At 71.6% G+C, this 25126-nt stretch carries 21 protein-coding genes and 1 riboswitch; of the genes, 6 read left to right on the top strand and 15 right to left on the bottom strand.

Features of this window, described 5'->3' with window-relative positions:
• Positions 1 to 13 precede the first annotated feature (13 nt).
• From OG294_RS26375 to OG294_RS26365, 3 genes are read right to left on the bottom strand one after another with little or no spacing between them, the layout of a single operon-like run.
• Complete coding sequence (locus OG294_RS26375; RefSeq protein ID WP_327069030.1) at positions 14 to 544, bottom strand: TIGR00730 family Rossman fold protein; 531 nt, start codon at positions 542 to 544, stop codon at positions 14 to 16.
• Between the two features lie 33 nt (positions 545 to 577).
• Positions 578 to 1735 (bottom strand): tRNA 2-thiouridine(34) synthase MnmA, encoded by a 1158-nt coding sequence (mnmA, locus tag OG294_RS26370; RefSeq protein WP_327069029.1) that lies wholly within the window; start codon positions 1733 to 1735, stop codon positions 578 to 580.
• A 28-nt stretch (positions 1736 to 1763) separates the two neighbouring features.
• Positions 1764 to 2933: a cysteine desulfurase family protein gene (locus OG294_RS26365; RefSeq protein ID WP_327069028.1), complete on the bottom strand. Its 1170-nt coding sequence runs from the start codon at positions 2931 to 2933 to the stop codon at positions 1764 to 1766.
• Positions 2934 to 3066: 133 nt separating this feature from the next.
• Between OG294_RS26365 and OG294_RS26360 the strand changes: the two genes are divergently transcribed.
• Positions 3067 to 3888 carry an IclR family transcriptional regulator gene (locus OG294_RS26360; protein ID WP_327069027.1) on the top strand — a complete coding sequence of 274 codons (822 nt, stop codon included), beginning with the start codon at positions 3067 to 3069 and terminating at the stop codon, positions 3886 to 3888.
• On the opposite strand, the gene OG294_RS26355 is transcribed toward OG294_RS26360, so the two are convergent.
• The 8 genes from OG294_RS26355 to OG294_RS26320 form a co-directional block, all read right to left on the bottom strand.
• The gene (locus tag OG294_RS26355; protein ID WP_327069026.1) at positions 3824 to 4480 is read right to left on the bottom strand and encodes a trimeric intracellular cation channel family protein; all 657 of its coding nucleotides are present in this window, start codon (positions 4478 to 4480) and stop codon (positions 3824 to 3826) included. The genes OG294_RS26360 and OG294_RS26355 overlap by 65 nt on opposite strands.
• 59 nt (positions 4481 to 4539) lie before the next feature.
• A complete protein-coding gene (locus OG294_RS26350; RefSeq protein WP_327069025.1) occupies positions 4540 to 5637 on the bottom strand; it encodes an ABC transporter ATP-binding protein in 1098 nt (365 codons plus the stop codon).
• 64 nt (positions 5638 to 5701) lie between these two features.
• Entirely contained in the window at positions 5702 to 6772 is a 1071-nt protein-coding gene (locus tag OG294_RS26345) for an ABC transporter ATP-binding protein (RefSeq protein ID WP_327069024.1), read from the bottom strand.
• Positions 6769 to 7779 (bottom strand): ABC transporter permease, encoded by a 1011-nt coding sequence (locus OG294_RS26340; RefSeq protein WP_327069023.1) that lies wholly within the window; start codon positions 7777 to 7779, stop codon positions 6769 to 6771. Before OG294_RS26340 ends, OG294_RS26345 begins: the two co-directional genes overlap by 4 nt.
• A 113-nt stretch (positions 7780 to 7892) precedes the next feature.
• Positions 7893 to 9653, bottom strand: a complete 1761-nt coding sequence (locus OG294_RS26335) for an ABC transporter substrate-binding protein (RefSeq protein WP_327069022.1) — start codon at positions 9651 to 9653, stop codon at positions 7893 to 7895.
• A gap of 70 nt (positions 9654 to 9723) precedes the next feature.
• Complete coding sequence (locus OG294_RS26330; protein ID WP_327069021.1) at positions 9724 to 10719, bottom strand: ABC transporter permease; 996 nt, start codon at positions 10717 to 10719, stop codon at positions 9724 to 9726.
• Positions 10720 to 11028: 309 nt separating this feature from the next.
• On the bottom strand, positions 11029 to 11925 hold the full coding sequence (locus tag OG294_RS26325) for an enhanced serine sensitivity protein SseB C-terminal domain-containing protein (protein WP_442789220.1): 897 nt from the start codon (positions 11923 to 11925) through the stop codon (positions 11029 to 11031).
• Positions 11926 to 12088: 163 nt separating this feature from the next.
• Positions 12089 to 12901: an enhanced serine sensitivity protein SseB C-terminal domain-containing protein gene (locus tag OG294_RS26320; RefSeq protein ID WP_327069020.1), complete on the bottom strand. Its 813-nt coding sequence runs from the start codon at positions 12899 to 12901 to the stop codon at positions 12089 to 12091.
• Positions 12902 to 13060: 159 nt separating this feature from the next.
• Positions 13061 to 13165, top strand: a riboswitch (glycine riboswitch).
• Positions 13166 to 13314: 149 nt separating this feature from the next.
• Between OG294_RS26320 and gcvT the strand changes: the two genes are divergently transcribed.
• The 4 genes from gcvT to OG294_RS26300 all read left to right on the top strand — a co-directional run bounded on the left by gcvT (position 13315) and on the right by OG294_RS26300 (position 17865).
• Positions 13315 to 14433, top strand: a complete 1119-nt coding sequence (gene gcvT, locus OG294_RS26315) for a glycine cleavage system aminomethyltransferase GcvT (RefSeq protein ID WP_327069019.1) — start codon at positions 13315 to 13317, stop codon at positions 14431 to 14433.
• Between the two features lie 109 nt (positions 14434 to 14542).
• A complete protein-coding gene (gene gcvH, locus OG294_RS26310; RefSeq protein ID WP_327069018.1) occupies positions 14543 to 14923 on the top strand; it encodes a glycine cleavage system protein GcvH in 381 nt (126 codons plus the stop codon).
• A gap of 160 nt (positions 14924 to 15083) precedes the next feature.
• Entirely contained in the window at positions 15084 to 16352 is a 1269-nt protein-coding gene (gene glyA, locus OG294_RS26305; protein WP_327069017.1) for a serine hydroxymethyltransferase, read from the top strand.
• A 145-nt stretch (positions 16353 to 16497) separates the two neighbouring features.
• The gene (locus OG294_RS26300; RefSeq protein ID WP_327069016.1) at positions 16498 to 17865 is read left to right on the top strand and encodes an L-serine ammonia-lyase; all 1368 of its coding nucleotides are present in this window, start codon (positions 16498 to 16500) and stop codon (positions 17863 to 17865) included.
• A gap of 78 nt (positions 17866 to 17943) precedes the next feature.
• On the opposite strand, the gene OG294_RS26295 is transcribed toward OG294_RS26300, so the two are convergent.
• From OG294_RS26295 to OG294_RS26280, 4 genes are all read right to left on the bottom strand, one after another.
• Positions 17944 to 18999, bottom strand: coding sequence for a basic secretory protein-like protein (locus tag OG294_RS26295; RefSeq protein WP_327069015.1), 1056 nt, complete (start codon positions 18997 to 18999; stop codon positions 17944 to 17946).
• Positions 19000 to 19106: 107 nt separating this feature from the next.
• Entirely contained in the window at positions 19107 to 19691 is a 585-nt protein-coding gene (locus tag OG294_RS26290; RefSeq protein ID WP_327069014.1) for an ATP-binding protein, read from the bottom strand.
• A gap of 159 nt (positions 19692 to 19850) precedes the next feature.
• Positions 19851 to 21092 (bottom strand): L,D-transpeptidase, encoded by a 1242-nt coding sequence (locus OG294_RS26285; RefSeq protein WP_327069013.1) that lies wholly within the window; start codon positions 21090 to 21092, stop codon positions 19851 to 19853.
• A gap of 236 nt (positions 21093 to 21328) precedes the next feature.
• On the bottom strand, positions 21329 to 22567 hold the full coding sequence (locus tag OG294_RS26280) for a L,D-transpeptidase (RefSeq protein ID WP_327069012.1): 1239 nt from the start codon (positions 22565 to 22567) through the stop codon (positions 21329 to 21331).
• Positions 22568 to 22921: 354 nt separating this feature from the next.
• On the opposite strand from OG294_RS26280, the gene glgX reads away from it, so the two are divergent.
• The gene (glgX, locus tag OG294_RS26275) at positions 22922 to 25102 is read left to right on the top strand and encodes a glycogen debranching protein GlgX (protein ID WP_327069011.1); all 2181 of its coding nucleotides are present in this window, start codon (positions 22922 to 22924) and stop codon (positions 25100 to 25102) included.
• Positions 25103 to 25126 lie beyond the last annotated feature (24 nt).

Raw genomic sequence — 25126 nt, 5'->3', positions numbered from 1 at the left:
GTCGGGGGTCCTGTCAGGAAGTGGCGGCGAGGTGGGCGAAGACCTCGGCGGGGGTGTCGGCGAAGGTGATCAGCTCGGCGAGCGGGCGGGGCAGGAAGCCCTCGGTGTCCATCCGCCGCAGCTGACTGCGCAGGCCGTCGTAGAAGCCCTCGGTGTCGAGCACCACGACCGGCTTGTCGTGCAGGTTGTGCTTCTTCAGCTCCAGCACCTCGGTGATCTCGTCGAGCGTGCCGAGGCCGCCGACCAGCACCACGATCGCGTCGGCGCGGGCCAGCAGCTCGGCCTTGCGCTCGGCCAGGTCGCGGGTCATCACCAGCTCGTCGGCGCCCTGGTAGGCCTTGTGGGCCAGCAGCTCGACCAGGATGCCGACCAGCTTGCCGCCGGCCGCCTTGACGCCGTCGGCCAGCAAGCCCATCAGGCCGGCGTTGGAGCCGCCCCAGACCAGGGTGTGGCCGCCCTCGCCGAGCAGTCGGGCGAATTCGGCGGCGGGGGCGGAGTAGCGCTCGTCGAGCGAGTACGCGGAGCAGAAGACGGTGATATTCATAGTGGAAAGAGACTTATCAGATCTCCGTCGCCACTAGATCCCCGCGGCTGCGGTCCGACGCTCGGTCGAGGCGATGGTGGCCGACCCCACGACCCGGCTCCCGTCGTACAGCACCACGGCCTGCCCGGGGGCGATGCCGCGCACCGGGCGCTCGAGACGCACCCGCAGCTCGCCGTCGACCAGCTCGGCGCTGACGGGCACCTCCTCGCCGTGCGCGCGCAGTTGAGCGGTGTAGGTCCGGGCGGATCCCCCCTGCTCATCGGGCGCCGCACCGCACCAGCGCGGGCGGATGGCGGTCAGCCCCTGCACGTCCAGGCCCTCCACCGGGCCGACCGTCACCGTGTTGTTCACCGGCGAGATGTCCAGCACGTAGCGCGGCTTGCCGTCCGGCGCCGGGCGGCCGATCCGCAGGCCCTTGCGCTGGCCGATGGTGAAGCCGTAGGCACCGTCGTGCTCGCCGACCTTGGCGCCGGTCTCGTCCACGATGTCGCCGGTCGCGGTGCCCAGGTGCTCGGCCAGGAAGCCCTGGGTGTCGCCGTCGGCGATGAAGCAGATGTCGTGGCTGTCCGGCTTCTTGGCCACCGCCAGGCCGCGGCGCTCGGCCTCGGCGCGGATCTCGTCCTTGGTGGTGTCGCCGAGCGGGAAGAGCGAGTGCGCCAGCTGCTCGGCGTCCAGCACGCCCAGCACGTAGGACTGGTCCTTGGCCATGTCCACCGCGCGGTGCAACTCACGTCCGCCACCGGGGAGTTCGACGATCCGCGCATAGTGCCCGGTGCACACCGCGTCGAAGCCCAGCGCGACCGCCTTGTCCAGCAGCGCGGCGAACTTGATCTTCTCGTTGCAGCGCAGGCACGGGTTGGGGGTGCGCCCTGCGGCGTACTCGGCGACGAAGTCGTCGATCACGTCCTCGCGGAAGCGCTCGGCGAGGTCCCAGACGTAGAACGGGATGCCGATCACGTCGGCGGCCCGGCGGGCGTCCCGGGAGTCCTCCAGGGTGCAGCAGCCGCGGGCGCCGGTGCGGAAGGACTGCGGATTGGCCGACAGTGCCAGGTGCACGCCGGTGACCTCGTGACCGGCTTCGGCCGCCCGGGCGGCGGCGACGGCGGAGTCGACCCCACCGGACATCGCCGCGAGGACGCGCAGTCGGGAGCCGGCGGCAGGCCCGGTCGGGGCACCAGGGAAGTCAGTCATAGTCCCCCCAGGGTACGCAATGGGTGGATCAGCGCTGTCCCGCGTTGCGGGCGCGGGCCACCACCGGGCCGATCGCCTCCACCAGCGCCGCCACGTCCGCCTTGGTGGAGGTGTGCCCCAGCGAGAAGCGCAGCGAGGATCGGGCCAGCAGCGGATCCGCGCCGATCGCCAGCAGCACGTGGCTGGGCTGCGGCACGCCCGCCGAGCAGGCCGAGCCGGTGGAGCACTCGATCCCGGCTGCGTCCAGCAGCATCAGCAGCGCGTCGCCCTCGCAGCCGGGGAAGGAGAAGTGCGCGTTGGCGGGCAGCCGGCCGGCCGCGCTCGGGTCACCGTTGAGCACCGCGTCCGGGACGGCCGCCAGCACCCCGGTGATCAGCTGGTCGCGCAGCACGGCCAGGGTGTCGGCGTGCTCGGCCTGCCGCTCGACCGCGAGGGCCGCGGCGGTGGCGAACCCGGCGGCGGCCGGCACGTCCAGCGTGCCGGAGCGCACGTCGCGCTCCTGGCCGCCGCCGTGCAGCAGCGGGACCGGCGCGGCGGTGCGGGCCAGCAGCAGTGCGCCGACCCCGTACGGGCCGCCGATCTTGTGCCCGGTCACGGTCAGCGCGTCCAGCCCGGACCCGGCGAAGGAGACCGGCACCTGGCCCAGCGCCTGCACCGCGTCGGCGTGCATCGGAATGCCGAACTCGCGGGCCACTTCGGCCAGTTCGGTGACCGGCTGGAGGGTGCCGACCTCGTTGTTGGCCCACATCACGGTGACCAGCGCAACCGCCTCGGGCTCCGCCTCGATCGCCGTGCGCAGCGCCTCGGGGTGCACCCGCCCGTACCCGTCGACCGGCAGGTACTCGACCCGGGCGCCCTCGTGCTCGGCCAGCCAGTGCACCGCGTCCAGCACCGCGTGGTGCTCGACCGGGCTGCACAGCACCCGGGTGCGGGCCGGATCGGCGTCCCGGCGGGCCCAGTACAGGCCCTTGACCGCGAGGTTGTCCGACTCGGTACCGCCGGCGGTGAAGACGATCTCGCTCGGGCGCGCGCCCAGCGAGGCGGCCAGCGACTCGCGGGACTCCTCGATCACCCGCCGGGCCCGTCGGCCGGCCGCGTGCAGGGAGGAGGCGTTGCCGGTGACACCGAGGTGCGCCGTCATGGCGGCGATCGCCTCGGGGAGCATCGGGGTGGTGGCCGCATGGTCGAGGTATGGCATAGCCGCACCAGTCTAGGGGCCCGGCGCCCGGGTCCGGCCCGCCAGGGCCCGAGGAGCCCTGCGAGGGTCACGATTTGGCCATTGCACGGGCTGCAACGCGGCGGCTAGCCTCCTGCTGAATTGGGGGTGGGCCATGTCACAGACCGTGGACCGGGCGCTGACGATCCTGGTCTCGCTGGGCGACGGCCCGGCCTCGCTGGAGCAGGCCGCGAACCGGATCGGCGTGCACAAGTCGACCGCACTGCGCCTGCTGCGCACGCTGGAGGAGCACGGCTTCGTGCACCGCCAGTCCGACCACCGCTACCGGCTGGGCGGACGGCTGCTCTCACTGGCCCAGACCGCGCTGGAGGGCATCGACGTCCGCCAGGTCTCCGCCCCCTACCTCGCCTCGCTCAACGAACGCTACGGGCACACCGTGCACCTGGCGGTGCTGGAGGGCTCCGAGGTGCTCTACGTCGACAAGGTGGAGGGCCGCTACCCGGGCGCCACCACCGGCTGGCTCGGCGCCGCCTCGCGGATCGGCCGGCGCGCCCCGGCCGGCGCCACCGCCACCGGCCGGGTGCTGCTGGCCGGCCTGAGCGAGGATCAGCTGGCAGCCGCGCTGGACGGCCAGGAGTTCCCCGCCCGCACCCCGCACAGCCTGCGCTCGGCCACCGAGCTGCGCGCCGAGCTGGCCGCGGTCGGCCGCCAGGGCTGGGCGCTGGACCAGGCCGAGTACGAGGAGACGGTGAACTGCCTGGCGGCCCCGATCACCGGCATCGAGGGCACCGCCATCGCGGCCTGCGCGATCTCGGCGCCGGTCTCGGTGGCCCCGGTGAGCGAACTGAGCCGGCTGCTGCCGGAGCTGCTCTGCACGGTGGAGGCGATCTCGCTGGCCTACGGCGGCTCGCCTACTCCTCGCTGGTGCGAGAACCGTTGCGGTGCCAAGCACGCGGTGCGCGCCAGCCAAACCTGAGCGCGCAGACCCGCAGCACGAAGGCGAGCAGCGCGGCGCTGCTGGCGGTCAGCGTGGTCAGGTGGCCGGTGGCGATCAGCACGGCCACCAGGGTGGAGCCGACCAGGGCGGGCACCGCGTAGATCTCCCGGTCCCAGCGCAGCAGCGAGGGCGGCTCCATCGCCAGCAGGTCGCGGACCACGCCGCCGCCGGCCGCGGTCAGCATGCCCAGCGCCACCGAGGCCACCGAGCCGAGCCCGTAGTCGTGCGCCTTGACGGTGCCGGTGACGGCGAACAGGCCGAGCCCGAGCGCGTCCAGGATCTGCACCACGCCGTTGATCCGCTCCACCTCGGGGTGCAGGAAGAAGACCACCACGCCGGCCGCCAGCGGGGTCAGGAAGTAGCCCAGGTTGGTGAAGGCCGCCGGCGGGGTGGCGCCGATCAGCAGGTCGCGCATCACCCCGCCGCCCAGTGCGGTGGCCTCGGCGAGCACGCAGATGCCGAAGATGTCCATGTTCTTGCGGACCGCGAGCAGGCCGCCGGACAGGGCGAAGACGAAGATGCCGATCAGGTCCAGCGTCTGCTGCACGTCGGGGGAGAAAAGCGAGGTCACCGGGCCAGTGTCCCCCGGGCGGCGCCCGGCCACCGAACGGCGGCGGCCGGGCGCGGGGGTCAGGCCCTGCGGGGACCGGCGTCCCCGGCGCTCCCGGCGTTCGCGGTGTCCCCGGTGTTCTCGGGGAAGTGGCAGGCCGCCTGGTGCCCCGGCGCCAGCTCGGCCAGCGGCGGCTCCTGGCTGGCGCAGATGTCCTGCGCCTTCCAGCACCGGGTGCGGAACCGGCAGCCGCTGGGCGGGTCGATCGGGGAGGGCACGTCGCCGGTCAGCAGGATCCGCCCGCCGCTGCCGCCGGGCCCGCCCGTCCGGTCCTCCTTGCGCCGCGGGTCCGGTACCGGGACGGCGGACATCAGCGCGACGGTGTAGGGGTGGGCCGGACGGGAGTAGAGCGCGTCGCGGTCGGCGATCTCCACGATCTTGCCCAGGTACATCACCGCCACCCGGTCCGAGACGTGCCGCACCACCGACAGGTCGTGCGCGATGATCAGGTAGGTCAGGCCCAGCTCGCGCTGCAGGTCGTCCAGCAGGTTGACCACCTGCGCCTGGATCGAGACGTCGAGCGCCGAGACCGGCTCGTCGGCCACGATCATCTTCGGCCGCAGCGCGAGCGCGCGGGCGATGCCGATCCGCTGGCGCTGGCCGCCGGAGAACTCGTGCGGGTAGCGGTTGTAGTGCTCGGGGCTGAGGCCGCACAGCTCCAGCAGCTCCTGGACCGCCTTCTTCACCCCGCCCTCGGTGGCCACCTTCTGCAGCTTGAACGGCGCGCCCACGATGGTGCCCACCGTGTGCCGCGGGTTCAGCGAGGAGTACGGGTCCTGGAAGATGATCTGGATGTCCTTGCGCAGCGGCCGCATCGCACCGACGCCCAGGTGGGTGATGTCCTGGCCCTCGAACTCGACGCGCCCGCCGGTCGGTTCGTCCAGCCTGGTGATCAGCCGGCCCATGGTGGACTTGCCGCAGCCGGACTCGCCCACCACGCCGAGGGTCTCGCCGGGGCTGACCGAGAAGCTGATCCCGTCCACCGCGCGCACCGCACCGGTGCGGCGGCGCAGCACGCCCTGGCGGATCGGGAAGTGCCGCTGCAGGTCGGTGACCCGCAGCAGCGGCTCGTCCGCGGCCGGCGGCGCGGACACCGCCGCTCGCTGAGTATCCGTCATGATTCCTTGCTCTCAGTCGTGTTCGCTGACGTGGCCGGGCCGGATCCGGGCATGGCCGGGCCGGTCACAGCCGGGGCGCGATCTCGTCGGCGAAGATCCGGCGGCGCTCCTCGATCGGCAGGTGGCAGGCGGCGACGTGCCCGGGACCGGCCTCGGTGAGCAGCGGGAGTTCGGTGCTGGAGCGCCCCCCGGTGCGCTCGGCGTACGGGCAGCGCGGGTGGAAGGCGCAGCCGCCGGGCACGTTGATCAGGCTCGGCGGGGTGCCGCGCACCGGCACCAGGCGCTCCTGGAGCGGCCGGTCCAGTCGCGGCATCGAGCCCAGCAGCCCCCAGGTGTACGGGTGTTCGGGGGCGTCGAAGAGGGTGGTGGCCGAGCCGCGCTCCACGCACCGGCCGCCGTACATCACCAGGATGTCGTCGGCCAACTCGGCCACCACGCCCAGGTCGTGGGTGATGATGATGACAGCCGAGCCGAACTCGCTCTGCAGGTCCCGGATCAGGTCCAGGATCTGGGCCTGCACGGTGACGTCCAGCGCGGTGGTCGGCTCGTCGGCGATCAGCAGTGCGGGGTCGTTGACCAGCGCCATGGCGATCATCGCGCGCTGGCGCATGCCACCGGAGAACTGGTGCGGGTAGTCGTCCACCCGCCGGTCGGGCTGCGGGATGCCGACCCGGTCGAGCATCTCGATCGCGCGCTTGCGGGCCTCGCGCTTGGTGGCCTTGGGGTGGTGCACCCGGTAGGCCTCGACGATCTGCGCGCCGACCGTGTAGTACGGGTGCATCGCGGTGAGCGGGTCCTGGAAGATCATCGCCATCGAGCCGCCGCGCAGCCGGCGCACCCGGTCGGGCTCGGCGGCCACCAGCTCCTGCCCGTCCAGCCAGATCTCGCCGCTGATCCTGGCCCGCTTGGTGCGGTGCAGGCCCATGATGCCCAGCGAGGTGACGGACTTGCCGGAACCGGACTCGCCGACGATGCCCAGGGTGCGCCCCTTGGCCAGGTCGAAGCTGACCCCGTCCACCGACTTGACCAGGCCGTCGTCGGTGTCGAAGTGGATCCGCAGGTCCCGCACGGACAGGAACGCGTTGCCGGCGGGGGCGCCCGCCTCGGCGGAGGGAGCGGCAGGCTCGGTGGTCATGACAGCCTCACCCGGGGGTCGACGGCGGCGTACAGGAGGTCAACCAGCAGGTTGCAGAGCACGATGAAGAAGGCGGCGACCAGCGTCACGCCGAGGATCTTCGGCAGGTCGTTGTCGGAGATCGAGGAGACCGCGTAGAAGCCGATGCCCTGCAGCGAGAAGACCTGCTCGGTGATGACCGCGCCGCCCAGCAGCAGCCCCAGGTCCATGCCGAAGATGGTCAGGATCGGGGTGAGCGCGGCCCGCAGCCCGTGCCGGACCACCACCTTGTGCTCGACCAGGCCCTTGGCCCGGGCGGTGCGGATGTAGTCCTCGTTCATCGTCTCCAGCATTCCGGACCGGGTCAGCCGGGCGTAGAGCGCGGAGTAGAGGAAGGCCAGCGAGATCCAGGGCAGCACCAGGTTGCTGGCCCAACTGATCGGATCGTCGGTGAAGTTGACGTAGTGCAGATTGCTGAAGATCGGCCACTTGTAGCTGAACAGGGTCAGCAGCAGGGCGCCGGTGAAGAAGATCGGCAACGAGACGCCGGCCAGTGCCACGCCCATCGCCACGCGGTCGAAGATGGAGCGGGGCCGCAGCGCCGAGATCACGCCGGTGGCGACCCCGGCCAGCAGCCAGAGCACCGCCGCACCGATGGCCAGCGAGAAGGTCACCGGGATCCGGTTGCGGATCTCCGGCCAGACCTCCACGTGGTTCTTGAAGGAGTAGCCGAAGCACGGCACGTGGCAGGTCGCCGCGTCCGGGCCGTAGCGGTACTGGGCGCCGACGAAGATCTGCTTCACGAACCGGCCGTACTGGATGTACAGCGGCTGGTCGAAGCCGAGGTTCCGCTTGATCGCCTCCATCGCGGCGGGCGTGGGGTTCTTGCCGATGTACTGGGCGGCCAGCTGATCAGTGGTCTCGCCCGCGATTTTCGGGAGCAGGAAGAAGATGCCGAAGGTGACCGCGCTGACGACCAGCAGCAGTACCAGGGCGGCGAACGTCCTGCGGATGATGTAGGCCAACACAGTTGGACGGCTCCGGGTGCCCCGCCCCCGTCCGGCGCGACCGCTCGGGTCGCGCCGGACGGAGGCCGGCTCCGCTCGCCTTCACCTGCCTTCGGGGACGGGGAGCCAGGCTCTTACTTGGCGGTGGTACCGATGTTGAGGTAGTCGTACTCGCCGTCGTAGGCCGAGGTGGCCACGACGTTGGTGTTGGTGCTCGGCCGGAAGTTGAAGACCTTGTAGTCGGTCAGCGGCACGATCACGGCGTCGTTCATGACCTGCGCGTCGATCGCCGCGTAGTCCTTCTCGCGGGCCGCCTGGTCGGTGTTGCTCGCGGCGTCGTCGAGCAGCTTGTTCACGGCCGGGTCGTCGAGCTGCGACAGGTTGCTGTTGCCGGAGGCCTTGATCGCGCGGCCGTCGACGATCTGCTGCAGGAAGCCGTAGCCGGTGGGCCAGTCGGCCGCCCACTGCATCATCATCATGCCGACGTTGTTCTTGTTGACGAAGTCCGGCACACCCGCGTAGTCGGAGAAGTACTTGCCCTGCGGGTACTGCTGGATGTTGAGCTTGATGCCGACCTTGGCCAGCGCGGCCTGGATGGAGGTCGCGGCCTGCACCTCGGTGTCGCGCTCACTGCGGGCGATGATGGTGGTGCTGAAGCCGTCCGGGTGGCCGCAGGCCTGCAGCTCGGACTTGGCCTTGGCGATGTCGCCCTTGTTGCCGTCCGACGGGTAGGGGTTGATGTCCTGGTGGCCCGGCAGGTCCGGCGGCAGGATGCTGGTGGCCACCGAGCCGCGGACCGGTCCGCCCTGGGCGGTCTGCGCCGAGACCTTGTCGATCGCGTACTGGACGGCCTTGCGGCAGTCCGCGTTGTCCAGCGGCGCGACCTTGGTGTTCAGCGCCAGGTAGGCGAGCCGGCCACCGAAGGCGTTGTCGGTCTGCGCCTTCAGCTTGGGGTCGAGCAGCAGCTTGGCCTGGGTCTGCGGGTCGACGCCGCCGCCGACCAGGTCGACCTGGGCGTTGCCCGCGATCAGGTCCTGGTCGATGGTGTTCTGGTCGATGTTCATCTTCAGCACGATCTTGTCCGCGAGCTGCTTGCGGATCGGGTCGCTGGACTGGTCCCAGTTGGGGTTGGGCACCAGCACGGCGTCCTTGCCGTCGTCGTACGACTGGAACTTGTACGAGCCGCTGGAGACGATGTGCTTGACGTAGCCGGCGCCGTCGTCCTTGGCCTGCGGCACCGGGGCCGTCTGCGGGGCGCTGACCAGGTAGTCGAAGTCCGCGAACGGGTGCTGGAGGTGGAAGACGATCGTGGTGTCGTCCGGGGTCTGGATCGAGTTCAGCCCGCCGGTCGGGTCGGCGTAGGGGCCCTTGTACGGCGTGGGGTTGTCGACCAGCAGTTCCTGGAAGTAGGTCGGGCCGTTGGAGTTCACGGTGGGCGCGAAGTTGCTGCGCTCCACCGCGTACTTGACGTCCTTGGCGGTGATCGGGGTGCCGTCGTCGTACTTCAGGCCCGCACGCAGGTGGTAGGTCCAGGTCAGGCCGTTGTCGCTGACCTGGCCGAGGCCGGTGGCCAGGTCGTTGACCAGCTTGTCGCCGCTGCTGCCCGGCCCCGGCTGGAAGGTGGTGAGCGAACGGGCGTACAGGCGCGAGAAGTTCCAGATGTAGGCGTAGTACGTGTTGCCCGGGTCCAGGGAGTCCGGGGTCCCCTTCATCTCGTAGGTGACCGTGCCGCCCTTCTGGTCCGAGGCGTTCACGATGCCCTTGGTGGCGGCGTCCGCCCCGGCGGAGCCGGCACCGCCGCCACCACCGGAGGACTTGCTGCTCGAACAGCCGCTCACCACCAGCGCGGTGGTGGCGACCACCGCGGCCAGAGCGAGGGTACGAGATCGGCGCATTGCTGGATCAACCCCTTGTAGTAGTGGCCGAAGTAGTGGCCCGGGCTGGAGAAGTGAGGAGGGTGGAAGCTCAGTTGCTGCGCGGGTCGAGCGCGTCGCGCAGCCCGTCGCCGAGCAGGTTGAAGGCGAGCACGGTGACGAAGATCGCCAGGCCCGGGACCACCATGTACTCCGGGTCGACCTGGTAGTACTTGATCGCGTCGTTCAGCATGCCGCCCCAACTCGCCTGCGGGGGCTGGATGCCGACGCCGAGGAAGCTGAGCGCCGCCTCGAAGAGGATGTTGGTCGGGATCAGCAGGGTCGAGTAGACCAGGATCGGGCCGACCAGGTTGGGCAGCAGCTCCTTGAAGAGGATGAACGGCCCGCGGGCACCCAGGCTGCGGGCGGCGAAGACGAACTCCCGCTCGCGCAGCGAGAGCGTCTGGCCGCGCACGATCCGGCCCATGTAGGGCCAGTTGAAGAAGCCGATCACGAAGATCAGCACCGCCAGGTGCAGCGGCAGGCCGTGCAGTCCGAACGCGCCGCCCTGCAGCGAGGCCGAGATGGAGATCGCGAAGAGCAGCAGCGGGAAGGCCAGGAAGGTGTCCATCACCCGGCTGATCACGGTGTCCACCCAGCCGCCGTAGTAGCCGGCCATCACGCCGAGCACGGTGCCGATGGTGTTGGAGAGCACGGTGGCGCCGAAGGCCACCAGGAGTGAGACCCAGGAGCCCTCGATGATCCGGGAGAGCAGGTCGCGGCCCTGCAGCGGGTCGACGCCCAGCGGGTGGCTCAGGCTCATCCCGCCGAACGAACCGGTGGGCAGGCTGCCGAGGTCGGGGTCCAGCAGGTCCTGGTGCAGTGCATCGGGGCTGAGGCCGAAGGCCGACTCGATCGGCTTGGCCAGGACGGCCAGCAGGACCAGCAGGATGACCACCACGCCGCCGGCGACGGCGGCCTTGTCGCGCCGGAAGCGCAGCCAGGCGATGCGGCCGAGCGAACGGCCCTCGATCGCGGCCGGCCCTGCGGAGGCGCTCGCCGCGGGCTCGCCCGGAGCGGCGGGGGTGGTGTCGGTGGGTGTGGTCATGGGCAGTTGGCGTCCCCTCGCCGACGGTTGTCGGCCCATGGCAGCCCGGCGCAGGCATGACTGTGTCAGGTCCTGGTCAGAACCAGCCGTCGATGCCGCCCGAGCTGCTCGGCTGGTGCGGTGCGCAGAACTCTTCACGCTGGCTCCAGCCTCGCGCCAGCCCTGCCCGGCGAAGGATGCCCAACTGTGATCTTCCACAGTCCATGATCAATAAACCTGACGGCCACTCAGGTGACTTGTGAAGATCATCAGTTCACCGCACCCACACCACGGGGTGATCGGTACACGGACCAGCCGGACGGCGAAAGGTCAGCGCCCGGGCCAGGGCTGCTGCGGCCACCCCGACTGCGGCGGCAGCGAACCGCCGTACGGCGCCTGCGGATAGGCGGCCTGCGGGTAGGTCGGATACGGTGCGGGCGCCACCTGCGGGTAGGGCGCCGGAGTCGCCTCACGGTGGTAGAACGGCCGGCTGTTGGCGCGCATCCACAGCGCCACCGGGTCGAACTCGTCGCTCATCGCGACCGTGGAGACCGCGAGGCCGGGCGGCGCCTGCGCGATCGCGCGCTGCATCAGCGCCCGCACCGCCTCCACCGCCGGCGGCGAAGTGTCGTACAGCTCAAGCCCGATGGCCAGGTACGCCTCGCCCACCACTGGCCGTACCCAGGCCCGGCGCAGCGCCCGTACCGGACGCACCGAGGGCGCCTGCTGCTCCAGCAGCGCGTAGAACCGCTCGGTGCCCGGCAGCTGGGGATCGGACAGCTGCAGCGGACCGGCCGGCAGCCGGTCCAGCCCGGCCGCCACCCGGCGCAGGTCGGCCCAGGGCACGCCGACCCCGCCGCCGGGCGCGTGCGGGTTGAGCCACAGCCCCCAGCGGGTGCGGTAGAGCGCGGCGGCGATCTCCCGCCCGGAGATCACCTCGTGGGCGCGCGCCCAGCCGCTGGCGGCCAGTTGACCGGGCGAGGTGACGGCCGGCGCGTAGCCGTGACCGCCGATGTCCATGTTCCCGTACTGGGCGTCCGGGCTGCCGGGGGTGCCGTGCCAGAGCAGCATCCAGACCCGGCCCGCGGCGAGCTCGCTCAGCAGCTGCTCGTACGCCGCGAAGCGGTCCGGGGCGACCTCGCCCAGGGCCCGCTCCAGGGCGCCCGGGTCCGCACCGGGGGCCGGGCCCCACGACCCCGCTCCACCGCCCGCCGCTCCCGTCGTCACCGGTACCCACTCCTGTCCATGCCGCCGCCCTCGCCACGGTCCGGCCCATCCACGGCCTGGCCCATCCACGCTCCGGGCGCCACCCTACGGGGCCCGGCCGACACCCGTCATGCCGACGCCCTGGGTGGCACCGCGGTGCGCTCGCGTCGAGGCCCGAGCCCGCTCAGCCCCGTACGTAGAAGGGTGCTACCCGGTACAGCAGCCAATCCACCACCGGGTCGGCCGCCAGGTCCAGCAGCACCATGTGCACCCCGCCGGGCAGCGGCGCGGCCCCCAGCGCCCGCCCCAGCGCGGCGTTGACCTCCACCGGGTCGGCGGGCGCGGCCGGGTCGAGCTGGACGCCCACGAAGAGCACGGTCGGCTCGCCCTCCACCGAGGCCAGCGCCCGTCGGGCCGTCAGCACGCCGCCCAGCGCCGCGAGCTCGGCGCACACGGCCTGCAGGAACACCATCGGCTCCTCGCCCGGCTCCGGCTCTCGCAGCGCGACCCGGGCGCCCTCGGGCATCCCCGCGCCCGCCCCGGTGCTCTCCCAGCGCCCCTCGCGCGGTCCGCGCCGCAGCTCGGCGACTCCCGCGGGCGGCACCGGGATGCCCACCGGCGCCTGCGGGTTGACCGCGATGCCGATGCCCAGCGGCAGGCCACGGGCGAAGTCCCAGGCCGGCGCGACCGCGCAGGACAGCCCCGGGGCGTGCCGCAGGAACTGCTCCTCGGAGGAGAAGACCGGCACGTAGGGCGCACCCGCCAGCTCGATGGTCGGCAGGTCGAGAGCGGCACCGGCCGGGTCGGCGCCGACGGGCAGCGGGATCCAGACCTGGCTGCGGGCCAGCACCTCGATCACCCGGGGCGTGGCACCGGGGTCGCCGATGGCCGCGCTGAGCACCCGCTCCAGCTCGTTGGCCGGCCAGCCGCTGCCGACCGGCGCCCGACCGGGCTCGGTCCACCCCGTCGCCGTCGCGGCGTACCCCTCTGATTCCATCCGCCCCTGCCCCGCTTGTGACCCGGACCGTCTGGCACAAGCGCTTGTCACGCAGTGCGTCCGGTCGAAGCGTACCGAGACGGCCCCCTCTCCCGCCGGGCGGACGGACATGCCATGATGTCCGCGTACTCCACAGGACCCAACTTCATACTGGCCGCTCGAACCCGCGCGGGAGAGCCCGGAGGTGCCCCTGTCGGCACGGACCGGCGCCGAAGGAGCAAGTCCTCCCCGGAATCTCTCAGGCACCCCTACCGCGTAGGCGAGGCGAATCTGGAAAGCGGAACACGGCCGTGCCGTGCGCCCACCCACGGTGCAAGCCGCGTCATCCTTGGTGCGGTGAAGCTCTCAGGTTGTGACGACAGACGGGGAGACTCCACCCCACCCTGCCCGCACCCAGCTTCGGGAGTCTCACCATGTCCCCCCGTCTGACCGCGCTCGACGCGCTGCACCGTGCCCTGGGCGCGACCATGACCGACTTCGCCGGCTGGGACATGCCGCTGCGCTACGGCAGCGAGCGCGAGGAGCACCTCGCGGTCCGCACCAAGGCCGGGCTCTTCGACCTCTCGCACATGGGCGAGATCACCGTCTCGGGCCCGCAGGCCGGCGAGCTGCTGGACCACGCGCTGGTCGGCTTCATCTCCGCGCTCGGCGTGCTGCGCGCCCGCTACACGATGATCTGCCGCGAGGACGGCGGCATCCTGGACGACCTGATCGTCTACCGGACCGCCGAGAACGAGTACATGGTGGTCGCCAACGCCTCCAACGCCCAGGTGGTGCTGGACGCGCTGACCGAGCGCGCGGCCGGCTTCGACGCCGTGGTGCGCGACGACCGCGACGCCTACGCGCTGCTCGCCGTCCAGGGCCCCGAGGCGAACGCGATCCTCTCCTCGGTGACCGACGCCGACCTGCCGGGCCTGAAGTACTACGCCCTGCTGCCCGCGACGGTGGCCGGCCAGCAGGTCTGGCTGGCCCGCACCGGCTACACCGGCGAGGACGGCTTCGAGATCTTCTGCGCCCCCGCCGACGCCGAGCACCTGTGGCAGGCGCTGACCGAGGCCGGCGCCCCGCACGGTCTGGTCCCGGCCGGCCTGTCCTGCCGCGACACGCTGCGCCTGGAGGCGGGCATGCCGCTCTACGGGCACGAGCTGGACACCTCGCTGACCCCCTTCGACGCGGGCCTGGGCCGGGTGGTGCGCTTCGACAAGACCACCAACGGCGGCGAGTTCGTCGGCCGCAAGGCGCTGGAGGCCGCCGCCGCGCAGGCCGAGGTCAACCCCCCGCGCAAGCTGGTCGGCCTGGTCTCCGAGGGCAAGCGGGTGCCGCGCGCCGAGTACGCGGTGGTCTCCGCCGAAGGCGCGGTGATCGGCCGGATCACCTCCGGCTCCCCCTCCCCCACGCTCGGCAAGCCGATCGCCATCGCGTACCTGGACGCCGCCTTCGCGGCGCCCGGCACGGCCGTCGCGGTGGACGTGCGCGGCAAGCACGAGCCGGTCGAGGTCGTCGCGCTGCCGTTCTACAAGCGCGCCCGCTGAGCCCGGCGGACCCGGCCCCTCCCGCTGAAAGTCCACTGAGCGGACTTTCGACCGTCCGCTCGGCGGACCGTTCCCTCGTTCCCGCTTCCCATCCTGGAGAATGACCACCATGAGCAACCCGCAGCACCTGCAGTACAGCAAGGAGCACGAGTGGCTGACCGCCGCCGACGCGGACGGCGTGTCGACCGTCGGGATCACCGAGTACGCGGCCACCGCCCTCGGTGACATCGTCTACGTGCAGCTGCCCGCGGTCGGCGACACCGTCACCGCCGGGGAGACCTGTGGGGAGCTCGAGTCCACCAAGTCGGTCAGCGACCTGTACTCCCCCGCCACCGGTGAGGTGACCGAGGTCAACGAGGCCCTGGCCGACGAGCCCGCCCTGGTGAACTCCGCCGCCTTCGAGGGTGGCTGGCTCTTCAAGCTCAAGGTCTCCGAGGCCCCCGCGGACCTGCTGGACGCCGACGGCTACGCCGAGTTCACCAAGTCCTGACCGGAACGCCGGCCGGGCCGCCCGGCCGGCCTCCGATCCACCCGGCGGGCGGCCGCAGCGCGGCGGCCGTCCGCACCAGGTTCCCCTCGCCCGCCACCCGCCGCCACCCTTGCCACGGCGCGCTGCGCGCGGCAGCCCCCTTTCACGGGAAGACGCCACCATGACGGTTCTCAACCAGTCCCTGCACGCACTCGACCCCGAGATCGCCGCCGCGGTCGACGCCGAGCTGCACCGCCAGCAGTCCACCCTCGAGATGATCGCTTCCGAGAACTTCGCCCCGGTGGCGGTCATGGAGGCCCAGGGCTCGGTCCTCACCAACAAGTACGCCGAGGGCTACCCCGGCCGCCGCTACTACGGCGGCTGCGAGCACGTCGACGTGGTCGAGCAGATCGCCATCGACCGGGTCAAGGCGCTGTTCGGCGCCGAGGCCGCCAACGTGCAGCCGCACTCCGGCGCGCAGGCGAACGCCGCCGCGATGTTCGCGCTGATCCAGCCGGGCGACACCATCCTGGGCCTGAACCTGGCCCACGGCGGTCACCTGACCCACGGCATGAAGATCAACTTCTCCGGCAAGCTCTACAACGTGGTGGCCTACCACGTGGACGAGCAGACCAACCTGGTCGACATGGAGGAGGTCGAGCGCCTGGCCAAGGAGCACCAGCCCAAGCTGATCATCGCCGGCTGGTCCGCCTACCCGCGCCAGCTCGACTTCGCCGAGTTCCGCCGGATCGCCGACGAGGTCGGTGCGCTGCTCATGGTGGACATGGCCCACTTCGCCGGCCTGGTGGCCGCGGGCCTGCACCCCTCCCCGGTGCCGTACGCGGACGTGGTCACCACCACCACCCACAAGACCCTGGGCGGCCCGCGCGGCGGCGTGATCCTCTCCAAGGCCGAGTGGGCCAAGAAGATCAACTCCGCGGTCTTCCCCGGCCAGCAGGGCGGCCCGCTGGAGCACGTGATCGCCGGCAAGGCGGTCGCCTTCAAGGTCGCCGCCTCCCCGGAGTTCAAGGAGCGCCAGGAGCGCACCCTGGAGGGCGCCAAGATCCTGGCCGCCCGCCTGCTCCAGGAGGACGCCAAGGCGGCCGGCGTCTCGGTGCTGTCCGGCGGCACCGACGTCCACCTCGTCCTGGTGGACCTGCGCAACAGCGAGCTGAACGGCCAGGACGCCGAGGACCGCCTGCACGAGGTCGGCATCACGGTCAACCGCAACGCCGTCCCGAACGACCCGCGTCCCCCGATGGTCACCTCGGGCCTGCGGATCGGCACCCCGGCGCTGGCCACCCGCGGCTTCCAGGCCGAGGACTTCCGCGAGGTCGCCGACATCATCGCCGAGGCGCTGCTGCCGACCTTCGACGCGGACCGGTCCACCGCCCTCAAGGCCCGGGTCACCGCTCTGGCCGAGAAGTACCCGCTCTACCCCGAGCTGTAAGGCAGCACCCTCGGGCGTGGTCGGCGTCACCCCTGCCGACCGCACCCGGGCCCCGGGGCACCGCGCACACTGGAATGGTGAGCCGGTGCCCCGTCTCATGCACCGCCCTTCTCTCTCCACGAGAACCAGACAAGGACGTCCCCCCGTGGCCATCAGCGTCTTCGACCTCTTCTCCATCGGCATCGGCCCCTCCAGCTCGCACACGGTCGGCCCGATGCGCGCGGCCCGGATGTTCGCCCGCCGGCTGCGCTCCGAGGGCCTGCTGGAGCAGGTCACCACGGTGAAGGCCGAGCTCTTCGGCTCGCTCGGCGCCACCGGCCACGGCCACGGCACCCCCAAGGCCGTCCTGCTCGGTCTGGAGGGCAACTCGCCGCGCACGGTCGACGTCGCCAAGGCCGACCTGGACGTGGCCCGGATCAACGAGGCCAAGCGGCTGAGCCTGCTCGGGACCCACTCGATCGCCTTCGACCCGGACCTCCAGCTGGTCCTGCACCGCCGCCGCTCGCTGCCGTACCACGCCAACGGCATGACCCTGGTGGCGCACGACGCGGCCGGCACCGAGCTGCTCGCCAAGACCTACTACTCGGTCGGCGGCGGCTTCGTGGTGGACGAGGACGCGATCGGCGCGGACCGGGTGGTCCCGGACGACACCGTGCTGCGCTACCCCTTCCGCACCGGCGAGGAGCTGCTGCGGCACACCCGGGAGACCGGCCTGTCCATCTCCGGCCTGATGCTGGAGAACGAGAAGGCCTGGCGCACCGAGGAGGAGATCCGGACCGGTCTGCTGGAGATCTGGGGCGTGATGAAGGAGTGCGTGAGCGCGGGCATGTCCCGCGAGGGCATCCTGCCCGGCGGCCTCAAGGTCCGCCGCCGCGCCGCCGCCGGTGCCCGGGCGCTGCGCGCCGAGGGCATAGGCCCGGCGAACGCGATGGAGTGGGTCACCCTCTACGCGATGGCGGTCAACGAGGAGAACGCCAGCGGCCAGCGGGTGGTCACCGCCCCCACCAACGGCGCGGCCGGCATCATCCCCGCCGTCCTGCACTACTTCCAGAACTTCGTCCAGGGTGCCGACGACGAGGGCATCGTCCGCTTCCTGCTCGCCGCCGGCGCGATCGGCATGCTCTTCAAGGAGAACGCCTCGATCTCCGGCGCCGAGGTCGGCTGCCAGGGCGAGGTCGGCTCCGCCTGCTCGATGGCCGCCGGCGGCCTCGCCGAGGTGCTCGGCGGCTCCCCCGAGCAGGTCGAGAACGCCGCCGAGATCGGCATCGAGCACAACCTCGGCCTCACCTGCGACCCGGTCGGCGGCCTGGTCCAGATCCCCTGCATCGAGCGCAACGGCATGGCCTCGGTCAAGGCCGTCACCGCCGCCCGGATGGCCCTGCGCGGCGACGGCCGCCACCACGTCTCCCTCGACAAGGCGATCAAGACCATGAAGGAGACCGGGGCGGACATGAAGGTCAAGTACAAGGAGACCTCGCGCGGCGGCCTCGCGGTCAACGTCATCGAGTGCTGAGCACCACTGCCTGACGAGGCCCGCCCGGCCGGGGAGTCCTCCCGGCCGGGCGGGCCTCGTCATGGGTGCCCGTGGGTGCTACTGGTACATCGAGTCCCAGAGCTGCTGCGCCGTCTTGCCGGTGTGCTGGATCCACCACTGGTCGGCGTTGTCGACGGGGTAGGCCTGGGCGTGGCCCGCGTCGTTGAGTTCGCGCACGATGTTGCTGTCGTAGTGCGTGGCCACGTAGTTGAGGAAGTAGGCCGTGGTGCTGTAGCCCGCCAGGTAGGTGTTCTTGGTGTTCTGGTCGGGGCGGGCCAGGTTGGTGGGCTGGTAGTTGTAGTAGCGGAACCAGTCGGCGCTGCCCTCCACCAGGCCGCTGGGCAGGTTGCTGCCGTCCTGGACCACGTGGACCTGCTCGTGGACCAGGAAGCCGGTGTCGTCCGGGTGCTGGCGGACCCAGTCGGGGTTGACCTTGACGGTGAGGTTGTTCGCCGAGCCGTCCCAGTAGGTCGCCGCGATGTCGCCCGGCCCGTTGTAGGCCGGGTCGAAGACGACCCGGTAGCTGGTGGGCGCCTGGTAGGCGCCGCCGTCGATCAGGTTCACGGTCGGGCCGTACCACTGCTGCAGGATGGACTGCTCGGTGCTCGCCCAGCCGGCCAGGTCACCGGCCTGCGAGGTGTCCATGGTGATGCTGACGCCCGGGGCGGGCTGGGAGCCGCCACCGCCGAAGACCAGGTCCGGGCTGGTCTGGTAGTCGTAGGCCGCGCCGCCGGTCCAGTGCAGCTGGAGCTCGGTCTTGTAGTCGTGGCCCTGAGTGGGGTTGCCCAGCACGCTGGTCGCGTAGTGCTGGGAGCCGGTCCGGCAGGTGGCCGAGCTGGTGAAGACCTGCCGGTTGCTGGTGTAGTCCCAGAGGATCACGTCGACCGTGCAGTTGGGGTCGACGCTCTGGAAGTTGGTGTACGCGTCCGCGGTGATGTAGCCGCTGCCGTTGACGCCGATGCAGGCGCTCTCCCAGGCCGGGCCGCCGCAGCCGCCGGGGGTGGTGTCGGCGTGCGCGGCAGCCGCGGAGGTCAAGGACGCCCCCGCGGCGAGTGCGAGGCCGACGCCGGTCAGCGCGGCCCGCTTCGCGAGGGTTCGTATGCTCCGTGCCATGGGCTTCCTCCTTGGGCGAGAGCTGGGATGTCCAGCGGCTCGCATGCTGTCCCCGGCGGATCGACAGCCGATTGACAGCGGGGAAGCCCACCCGGGGAGGCCCGGGCTCAGTTCGCGGTGCGCTCACGCACCTTCAGCTCGAACCAGACGGTCTTGCCGCGCGGCAGCAGGTCGGCGCCCCAGCGGTCGGCGAGGGTGTCGACCACGAACAGGCCGCGGCCGCACTCGGCCAGGCCCGGCTCGGCGACGATCAGGCAGGGCAGCGCGCGGGAGGAGTCGCGCACCTCCACCCGCAGCCAGCCGGGGCGGCGCAGCAGGCGCAGCCCGATGGTGCGGCCGCCGGTGTGGCGCACGGCGTTGGCGACCAGCTCGGCGGTGAGGAGTTCGCCGGCCTCCAGGAGCGGGTGCAGCCCCCAGCTCTGCAGCACCGAGAGCACCAGCCGGCGGGCCAGCGGCCCGGACTCGCCGCGGGAGGGCAGCCGCGCCTCCTCCTCGCCGGCGGGGTCGCGTAACCGGGGCAGGACCGCGCGCTCCAACTCGTAGAAGGAGAGCCGTTCCAGGGCCGCGAGCCCGGAGCGGGACGCCGTCCCCGCGGGGGCCGCCGTGCCGATCCGCTGAGACCCCGGCAGGGGGTCAGCGGCCGGACCGGGCCCGAGATGTGATGACTGCTCGACTTCGCCCCATCCCGCCATGTGCCCATCATTGCGGTTCGCAAGCAGCCGCGTACGGACAATGACGAAACGATCACTATTCATTTGGCATATGACGCTCGCACCCGGTGTCGGCGCGGCTCGAAAGCCGGTCGAACACCGGGTGCGAATGGGGCCGCAGGGGCGCTGGAGACGCAGGCTCTACCAGGTGCTCCAGGCCATGTTCCAGCCGCTCAGGCCGTTGTCCGGGGTCACCTGCGCACCCTTGGAATTGATCACCTTCACCACGTCGCCGACCAGCGAGGCCGCGTAGAACTTGGCCGCCGGGGTGTCGGTGCCGCCCGCGTTTCCGGGAGCGTCCTGCAGGCCGACGCAACCGTGACTGACGTTCGCGCTCCCGAACGTGCTCGCCGAGGACCAGTTGTTGCCGTGCACGTAGGTGCCACTGTCGGTCAGGCGCATCGAGTGCGGGACCTCCAGGTCGTACTCGCCCGGCTTGAGGCCCGGCACCGAGGCCGAGGTCATGTGGGCGGTGCCCTCCTTGGCCTCGATCACCATGGTGCCGTTGTAGGTCGGGTGGTCGTCCGAGCCGGAGCTGATCGGGATCGTCTCGGTGGTCTGCCCGTTCGTCTGCACCGTCATGGTGTGGGCGGCGGCGTCCACCGTGCTGATCTGCGAGCGGCCGATGGTGAACGACTCGTCGCGGTCCGAGCCGCCGTAGACGCCCGGCGAGACCTCGACGCTCTTCAGCCGGATGTGGATCTTCACCTGGGTGTTGGGCTGCCAGAAGTTCTGCGGACGCAGGTCGAGCCGGTTGTTGCCCATCCAGTGGCCCTTGAGCTGGGAGCCGTCGGAGGTCTCGAAGGTGATCGCCTTCTCCACCGCCTGCTTGTTCTGGATCGGCATGCCGAAGTCGAACGAGACGATCATGCCGACGCCGTAGGTGGAGCCGGTGATGACGTTGTCCTGGCTGCGCGAGGTCTTGGCCGGGGTCAGCGTGCTGAAGCTGCTGCTGGCGGTGGTCGCCACGCCCTTGGCGTCGGTGGCCTCGGCCTTCACCTGGTAGGAGTCGGCCACCGACAGGCCCGCGGCCGGCACCCAGCTGGTCCCGTCGGCCGAGATGCTGCCCTGCACCGCCTGGCCGCTCTTGTCGGTCACCGTCACCTGGCTCAGCCTGCCGCTGGCGACCGCGACCTTGAGCGCGTCCGGCGCGGCGTTCTGGGTGCCGTCCTTCGGCTCGATGTCGACCACCGCGCTCGACGCCGGGGAGGCCGAGGTGGCCGGCGCCGCGGGCGAGCCGCCCGCCGCGCCCCCGGACGCACCCCCCGCCGCCGCGGCAGGCGCGGAGCCGGCCTTCGGGCTGCTGCTGCCACCACCGCAGGCCGTGGCCAGCAGCAGGGTGGCGCCGACGGCGAGTGCCGCTCCCACGCGTATCGAGCGCATGCCTCTACTCCCCTGATTCAGTCCCGTACGCCTACACGTCGTTGACGGGCCCCCGGTTCCGCACCGGTTTCGAACAAATCGGCTGATTGTCGCACCTGTTTCCTTCGCCCGTTCGACCGCCTTCATGCCCTCCCCCGGATATCCGCGGCCGAATGGTGACCATCACGCGAATGGCCCACCTCGACAACGTTCCGAGGTGGGCCATTGGTTGCACTCAGCTACCGGTTTTCATGGAATTACCAGCTTGCCCAGGGCAACGTCCAGCCGCTGAGCCCGTTGCTGGGGCTGACCGTCTTGCCCTTGGCGTTCTTGATGATCACGACGTCGCCGATCATCGAGGAGTTGAAGAACTTCCCGGCCACCGAGTTGTCGTCGCCGCCCTTGGCGTCCTGCATGCTGACGCAGCCGTGACTGGCGTTCGACTGGCCGAACGCGTTGCTCCAGTAGTTGCCGTGGACGTACGTGCCCGAATCGGTCAGCCGCATCGCGTGCGGCACGTCCGGCACGTCGTACTCGCTGCCGACCACGTTGGAGACGGTCGCGGAGTTCATCCGGGTGACCTTCTCCTTGCTCTCGATGGTCATCGTGCCGTTCCACGACGGGTTGTCGTCGTTGCCGGCGGTGATCGGCAGCGTCTCCAGCGTCTTGCCGTCGCGGACCACGGTCATCTTGTCGGTGCTCGCGTCGGCGGTGGAGATCTGCGAGCGGCCGATGGTGAACGACTCGTCGCGGTCCGAGCCGCCGTAGACGCCCGGCGAGACCTCCACGCTCTTCAGCTTGTAGTGGATCTTCACCGTGGTGCCGGGCTTCCAGTACGCCTGCGGGCGGAAGTCGAGCCGGCGGTTGCCGAACCAGTGGCCCTTGACCTGGGTGCCGTCCGAGGCCTCGAAGGTGATGCCCTTGACGACGTCGTCCTTGTTCTTGACGTCCTTGTTGAAGTTCACCGAGACGATCATGCCGACGCCGTAGGTGGAGCCGGTGGAGACGTTGTCGTTGGTGGAGACGGTCTTGGCCGGGGTCAGCGTGGTGAAGCTGCTGTCCACCGCGGCCTGCAGGCCGGCCGAGTCCACCGCCTGGGCGCTCACCTTGTAGAGCATGCCGACGGCCAGCGCTGCCGACGGCGACCAGGACAGGCCGTCCGCCGAGATGCTGCCCTGGACCGCGTTGCCGTCCTTGTCGGCCACCGAGACCTGGGTCAGCTTGCCGTTCGCCACCGCGACCTTGACCGCCCCGGTGGGCGCCACGTCCTGGGTGCCGTCGGCGGGCGTCACGGTCAGCTGGGCCGCCGAGAGCTTGGGCGAGGACGCGGCCGACGGCGCGGCCGACGAGGACCCGCCGGCGGCCGCGCCGCCGCCGCCCGAACCGCCGGCCTTGGCCGGGGTGTCGTCCGGCCCGCAGGCGCTCGCCAGCAGCAGCACGCCACCCGCCAGCAACGCTGCGGTGGCCCGGCGAGCGGCCCCCCTGCCCGTCCACATCCCTCTCGCGGCTGCCGCCGCCCGAACCGGCTCCACTGGGCGCTCCCCCTCGTCGTCTGTCGCCGGACCACACCTCGGGGGTCCGCGCTCGCGCAAGGATAACTGGGCCAACTGAGTGAATCTTCGGCGGGAGGGTCGTGGCCGACAGGTGAAAGCGCGTCAGCCGGCCCCGGGTCGCCCTGGCAGCATTTGTCCCGGTTCGCCGCTCGGCCGGCCGGCCGTGCCCACCGCGCGCCCAGCCGATCGGGTCCCGCTGTCCACGATCGGATTCCGCCTGGGGCACGAGGGAACGATTCACTCTGCGGACATCCGTCCGTAACAGTCGCGGGTGACCGGCCTCGGAGGACTGCGGGCATGACGGCATGGCAGGAACTGGAGCAGGACCGCCCAGAGCCCCTCACCGCCACCCACCTGCCACCCGCCGCGCCCTGGCCGGGCAGCTGGCAGCCGCTGGGCGCCCGCTACCGGCACGGCGCCGACGGCAGCCACGGCACCAACTTCGCGCTCTGGGCGCCGGGCGCCGAGTCCGTCGAGCTCTGCCTGTTCGACGAGGAGGGCACCGAGACCCGCCACCCGCTCTCCGAGCAGACCTTCCAGACCTGGCACGGCTACCTGCCCGGGATCGGCCCCGGCCAGCGCTACGGCTACCGGGTGCACGGCCGCTGGGACCCGTGGACCGGTGCCCGCTGGAACCCGGCCAAGCTGCTGCTCGACCCCTACGCGCGGGCCGTCGACGGGGAGTTCACCGGCCACGGCGCCTGCTGCGCCTCGGTGCGCGACTGGCCCGAGGCGGACGTCGCCGACACCGTGCGCGACAACCGCGACTCCGCGCCGTACACCGCGCGCGGCGTGGTGGTGCACGACGACGACGACTGGTCGGACGACCGCCGCCCCAAGACGCCCTGGGCCGAGACGGTGCTCTACGAGCTGCACGTGCGCGGCTTCACCATGCGCCACCCCGGCATCCCGCCCGAACTGCGCGGCACCTACGCGGGCCTGGCGCACCCGGCGGCCCTGGCGCACCTGACCTCGCTCGGGGTCACCGCCGTCGAGCTGCTGCCGGTCCACCAGTTCGCCAGCGAGGACCACCTGCACCGGCGCGGCCTGACCAACTACTGGGGCTACAACTCGATCGGCTGGTTCGCCCCGCACGGCGGCTACAGCGCGAGCGGCACCCGCGGCCAGCAGGTCGGGGAGTTCAAGCGGATGGTGCGCGCGCTGCACCACGCGGGCATCGAGGTGATCCTGGACGTCGTCTACAACCACACCGCCGAGGGCGGCGAGCTGGGGCCGGCCCTCTCGCTGCGCGGGATCGACAACGCCGGCTACTACCGCCTGGGGCGCGGGAACCGGGGCGGGCGGGGCTACACCGACTACACCGGCTGCGGCAACACGCTGGACACCCGCCAGCCGCAGGCCGTGCGGCTGGTCACCGACTCGCTGCGCTACTGGGCCGGCGAGATGGGCGTGGACGGGTTCCGGTTCGACCTGGCCGCGGCCCTGGCCCGGGCCAGCGACGGGGTCGACATGCACCACCCGCTGCTGGCGGCCATCTCCCAGGACCCGCTGCTGAGCCGGGTCAAGCTGATCGCCGAGCCGTGGGACGTCGGCAACGGCGGCTACCAGGTGGGCAACTTCCCGCCGCTGTGGGCGGAGTGGAACGACAAGTACCGCGACACCGTGCGCGACTTCTGGCGCGGTGCCCGCCCGGACGTGGCCGAGCTCGGCTACCGGCTCTCCGGCTCCTCCGACCTCTACCAGCGCGGCGGGCGGCGCCCGTACGCCTCGGTCAACTACATCACCGCGCACGACGGCTTCACCCTGCGCGACCTGGTCTCGTACAACGGCAAGCACAACCTGGCCAACGGCGAGGACGGCCGGGACGGCACCGACGACAACCGCTCCTGGAACTGCGGAGCGGAGGGCGAGAGCACCGATCCGGCCGTCCAGGAGCTGAGAGCGCGCCAGCTGCGCAACCTGCTGGCCACCCTGCTGCTCGCCTCGGGGGTGCCGATGCTGATGGCCGGGGACGAGTTCGGGCGCACCCAGGGCGGCAACAACAACGCCTACTGCCAGGACAACGAGACCAGTTGGGTGGACTGGTCACTGCTGGACCAGCCGGCCTGGCGCCGCCAGAGCGAGCTGACGGCCCAGCTGATCCGGCTGCGCCGGGCCCACCCGGTGCTGCGCCAGCGGGCCTTCTTCTCCGGGCGGGCCGCGGTGCCCGGCGGCCGGCGCGACCTGACCTGGTACACCGCGCGCGGCACCGAGATGACCGAGGCCGACTGGTACGCCCCCACCGCCCAGCTCGGCATGCTGCTCAACGGCGACGCGATGTCCGAGCGCGACCAGCACGGCTGCCCGCTGACCGACGACAGCTTCCTGCTGCTGCTCAACGGCGCCGACCACCCCGCGCAGTTCGCGCTGCCGCCCGGCGGCCCCTGGGAGCTGCTGCTGGACACCGCCGACCGCGGGGTCGCACAACCGCTGGCCGCGCGCTCGCTGAGACTGCTGCGCGCCGCCGGACACGAGTGACGCCCCGCGGTGGCCGGTTCCCGG

Origin of the sequence: Kitasatospora sp. NBC_01302, from assembly GCF_035976515.1 — a bacterium.
GTDB lineage: Bacteria > Actinomycetota > Actinomycetes > Streptomycetales > Streptomycetaceae > Kitasatospora.
The sequence above is the reverse complement of the archived record's forward strand: the minus strand, read 5'-3'. Positions and strand labels throughout refer to the sequence as shown.

Coding starts and splice junctions, on each gene's coding strand:
- OG294_RS26290 (WP_327069014.1), bottom strand. CDS start 19,691: ATGGCGGGATGGGGCGAAGTCGAGCAGTCATCACATCTCGGGCCCGGT.
- OG294_RS26295 (WP_327069015.1), bottom strand. CDS start 18,999: ATGGCACGGAGCATACGAACCCTCGCGAAGCGGGCCGCGCTGACCGGC.
- OG294_RS26345 (WP_327069024.1), bottom strand. CDS start 6,772: ATGACCACCGAGCCTGCCGCTCCCTCCGCCGAGGCGGGCGCCCCCGCC.
- glyA (WP_327069017.1), top strand. CDS start 15,084: ATGACGGTTCTCAACCAGTCCCTGCACGCACTCGACCCCGAGATCGCC.
- glgX (WP_327069011.1), top strand. CDS start 22,922: ATGACGGCATGGCAGGAACTGGAGCAGGACCGCCCAGAGCCCCTCACC.
- OG294_RS26330 (WP_327069021.1), bottom strand. CDS start 10,719: ATGACCACACCCACCGACACCACCCCCGCCGCTCCGGGCGAGCCCGCG.
- OG294_RS26335 (WP_327069022.1), bottom strand. CDS start 9,653: ATGCGCCGATCTCGTACCCTCGCTCTGGCCGCGGTGGTCGCCACCACC.
- mnmA (WP_327069029.1), bottom strand. CDS start 1,735: ATGACTGACTTCCCTGGTGCCCCGACCGGGCCTGCCGCCGGCTCCCGA.
- OG294_RS26365 (WP_327069028.1), bottom strand. CDS start 2,933: ATGCCATACCTCGACCATGCGGCCACCACCCCGATGCTCCCCGAGGCG.
- OG294_RS26280 (WP_327069012.1), bottom strand. CDS start 22,567: ATGTGGACGGGCAGGGGGGCCGCTCGCCGGGCCACCGCAGCGTTGCTG.
- OG294_RS26285 (WP_327069013.1), bottom strand. CDS start 21,092: ATGCGCTCGATACGCGTGGGAGCGGCACTCGCCGTCGGCGCCACCCTG.
- OG294_RS26320 (WP_327069020.1), bottom strand. CDS start 12,901: ATGGAATCAGAGGGGTACGCCGCGACGGCGACGGGGTGGACCGAGCCC.
- OG294_RS26375 (WP_327069030.1), bottom strand. CDS start 544: ATGAATATCACCGTCTTCTGCTCCGCGTACTCGCTCGACGAGCGCTAC.
- OG294_RS26360 (WP_327069027.1), top strand. CDS start 3,067: ATGTCACAGACCGTGGACCGGGCGCTGACGATCCTGGTCTCGCTGGGC.
- gcvT (WP_327069019.1), top strand. CDS start 13,315: ATGTCCCCCCGTCTGACCGCGCTCGACGCGCTGCACCGTGCCCTGGGC.
- OG294_RS26350 (WP_327069025.1), bottom strand. CDS start 5,637: ATGACGGATACTCAGCGAGCGGCGGTGTCCGCGCCGCCGGCCGCGGAC.
- gcvH (WP_327069018.1), top strand. CDS start 14,543: ATGAGCAACCCGCAGCACCTGCAGTACAGCAAGGAGCACGAGTGGCTG.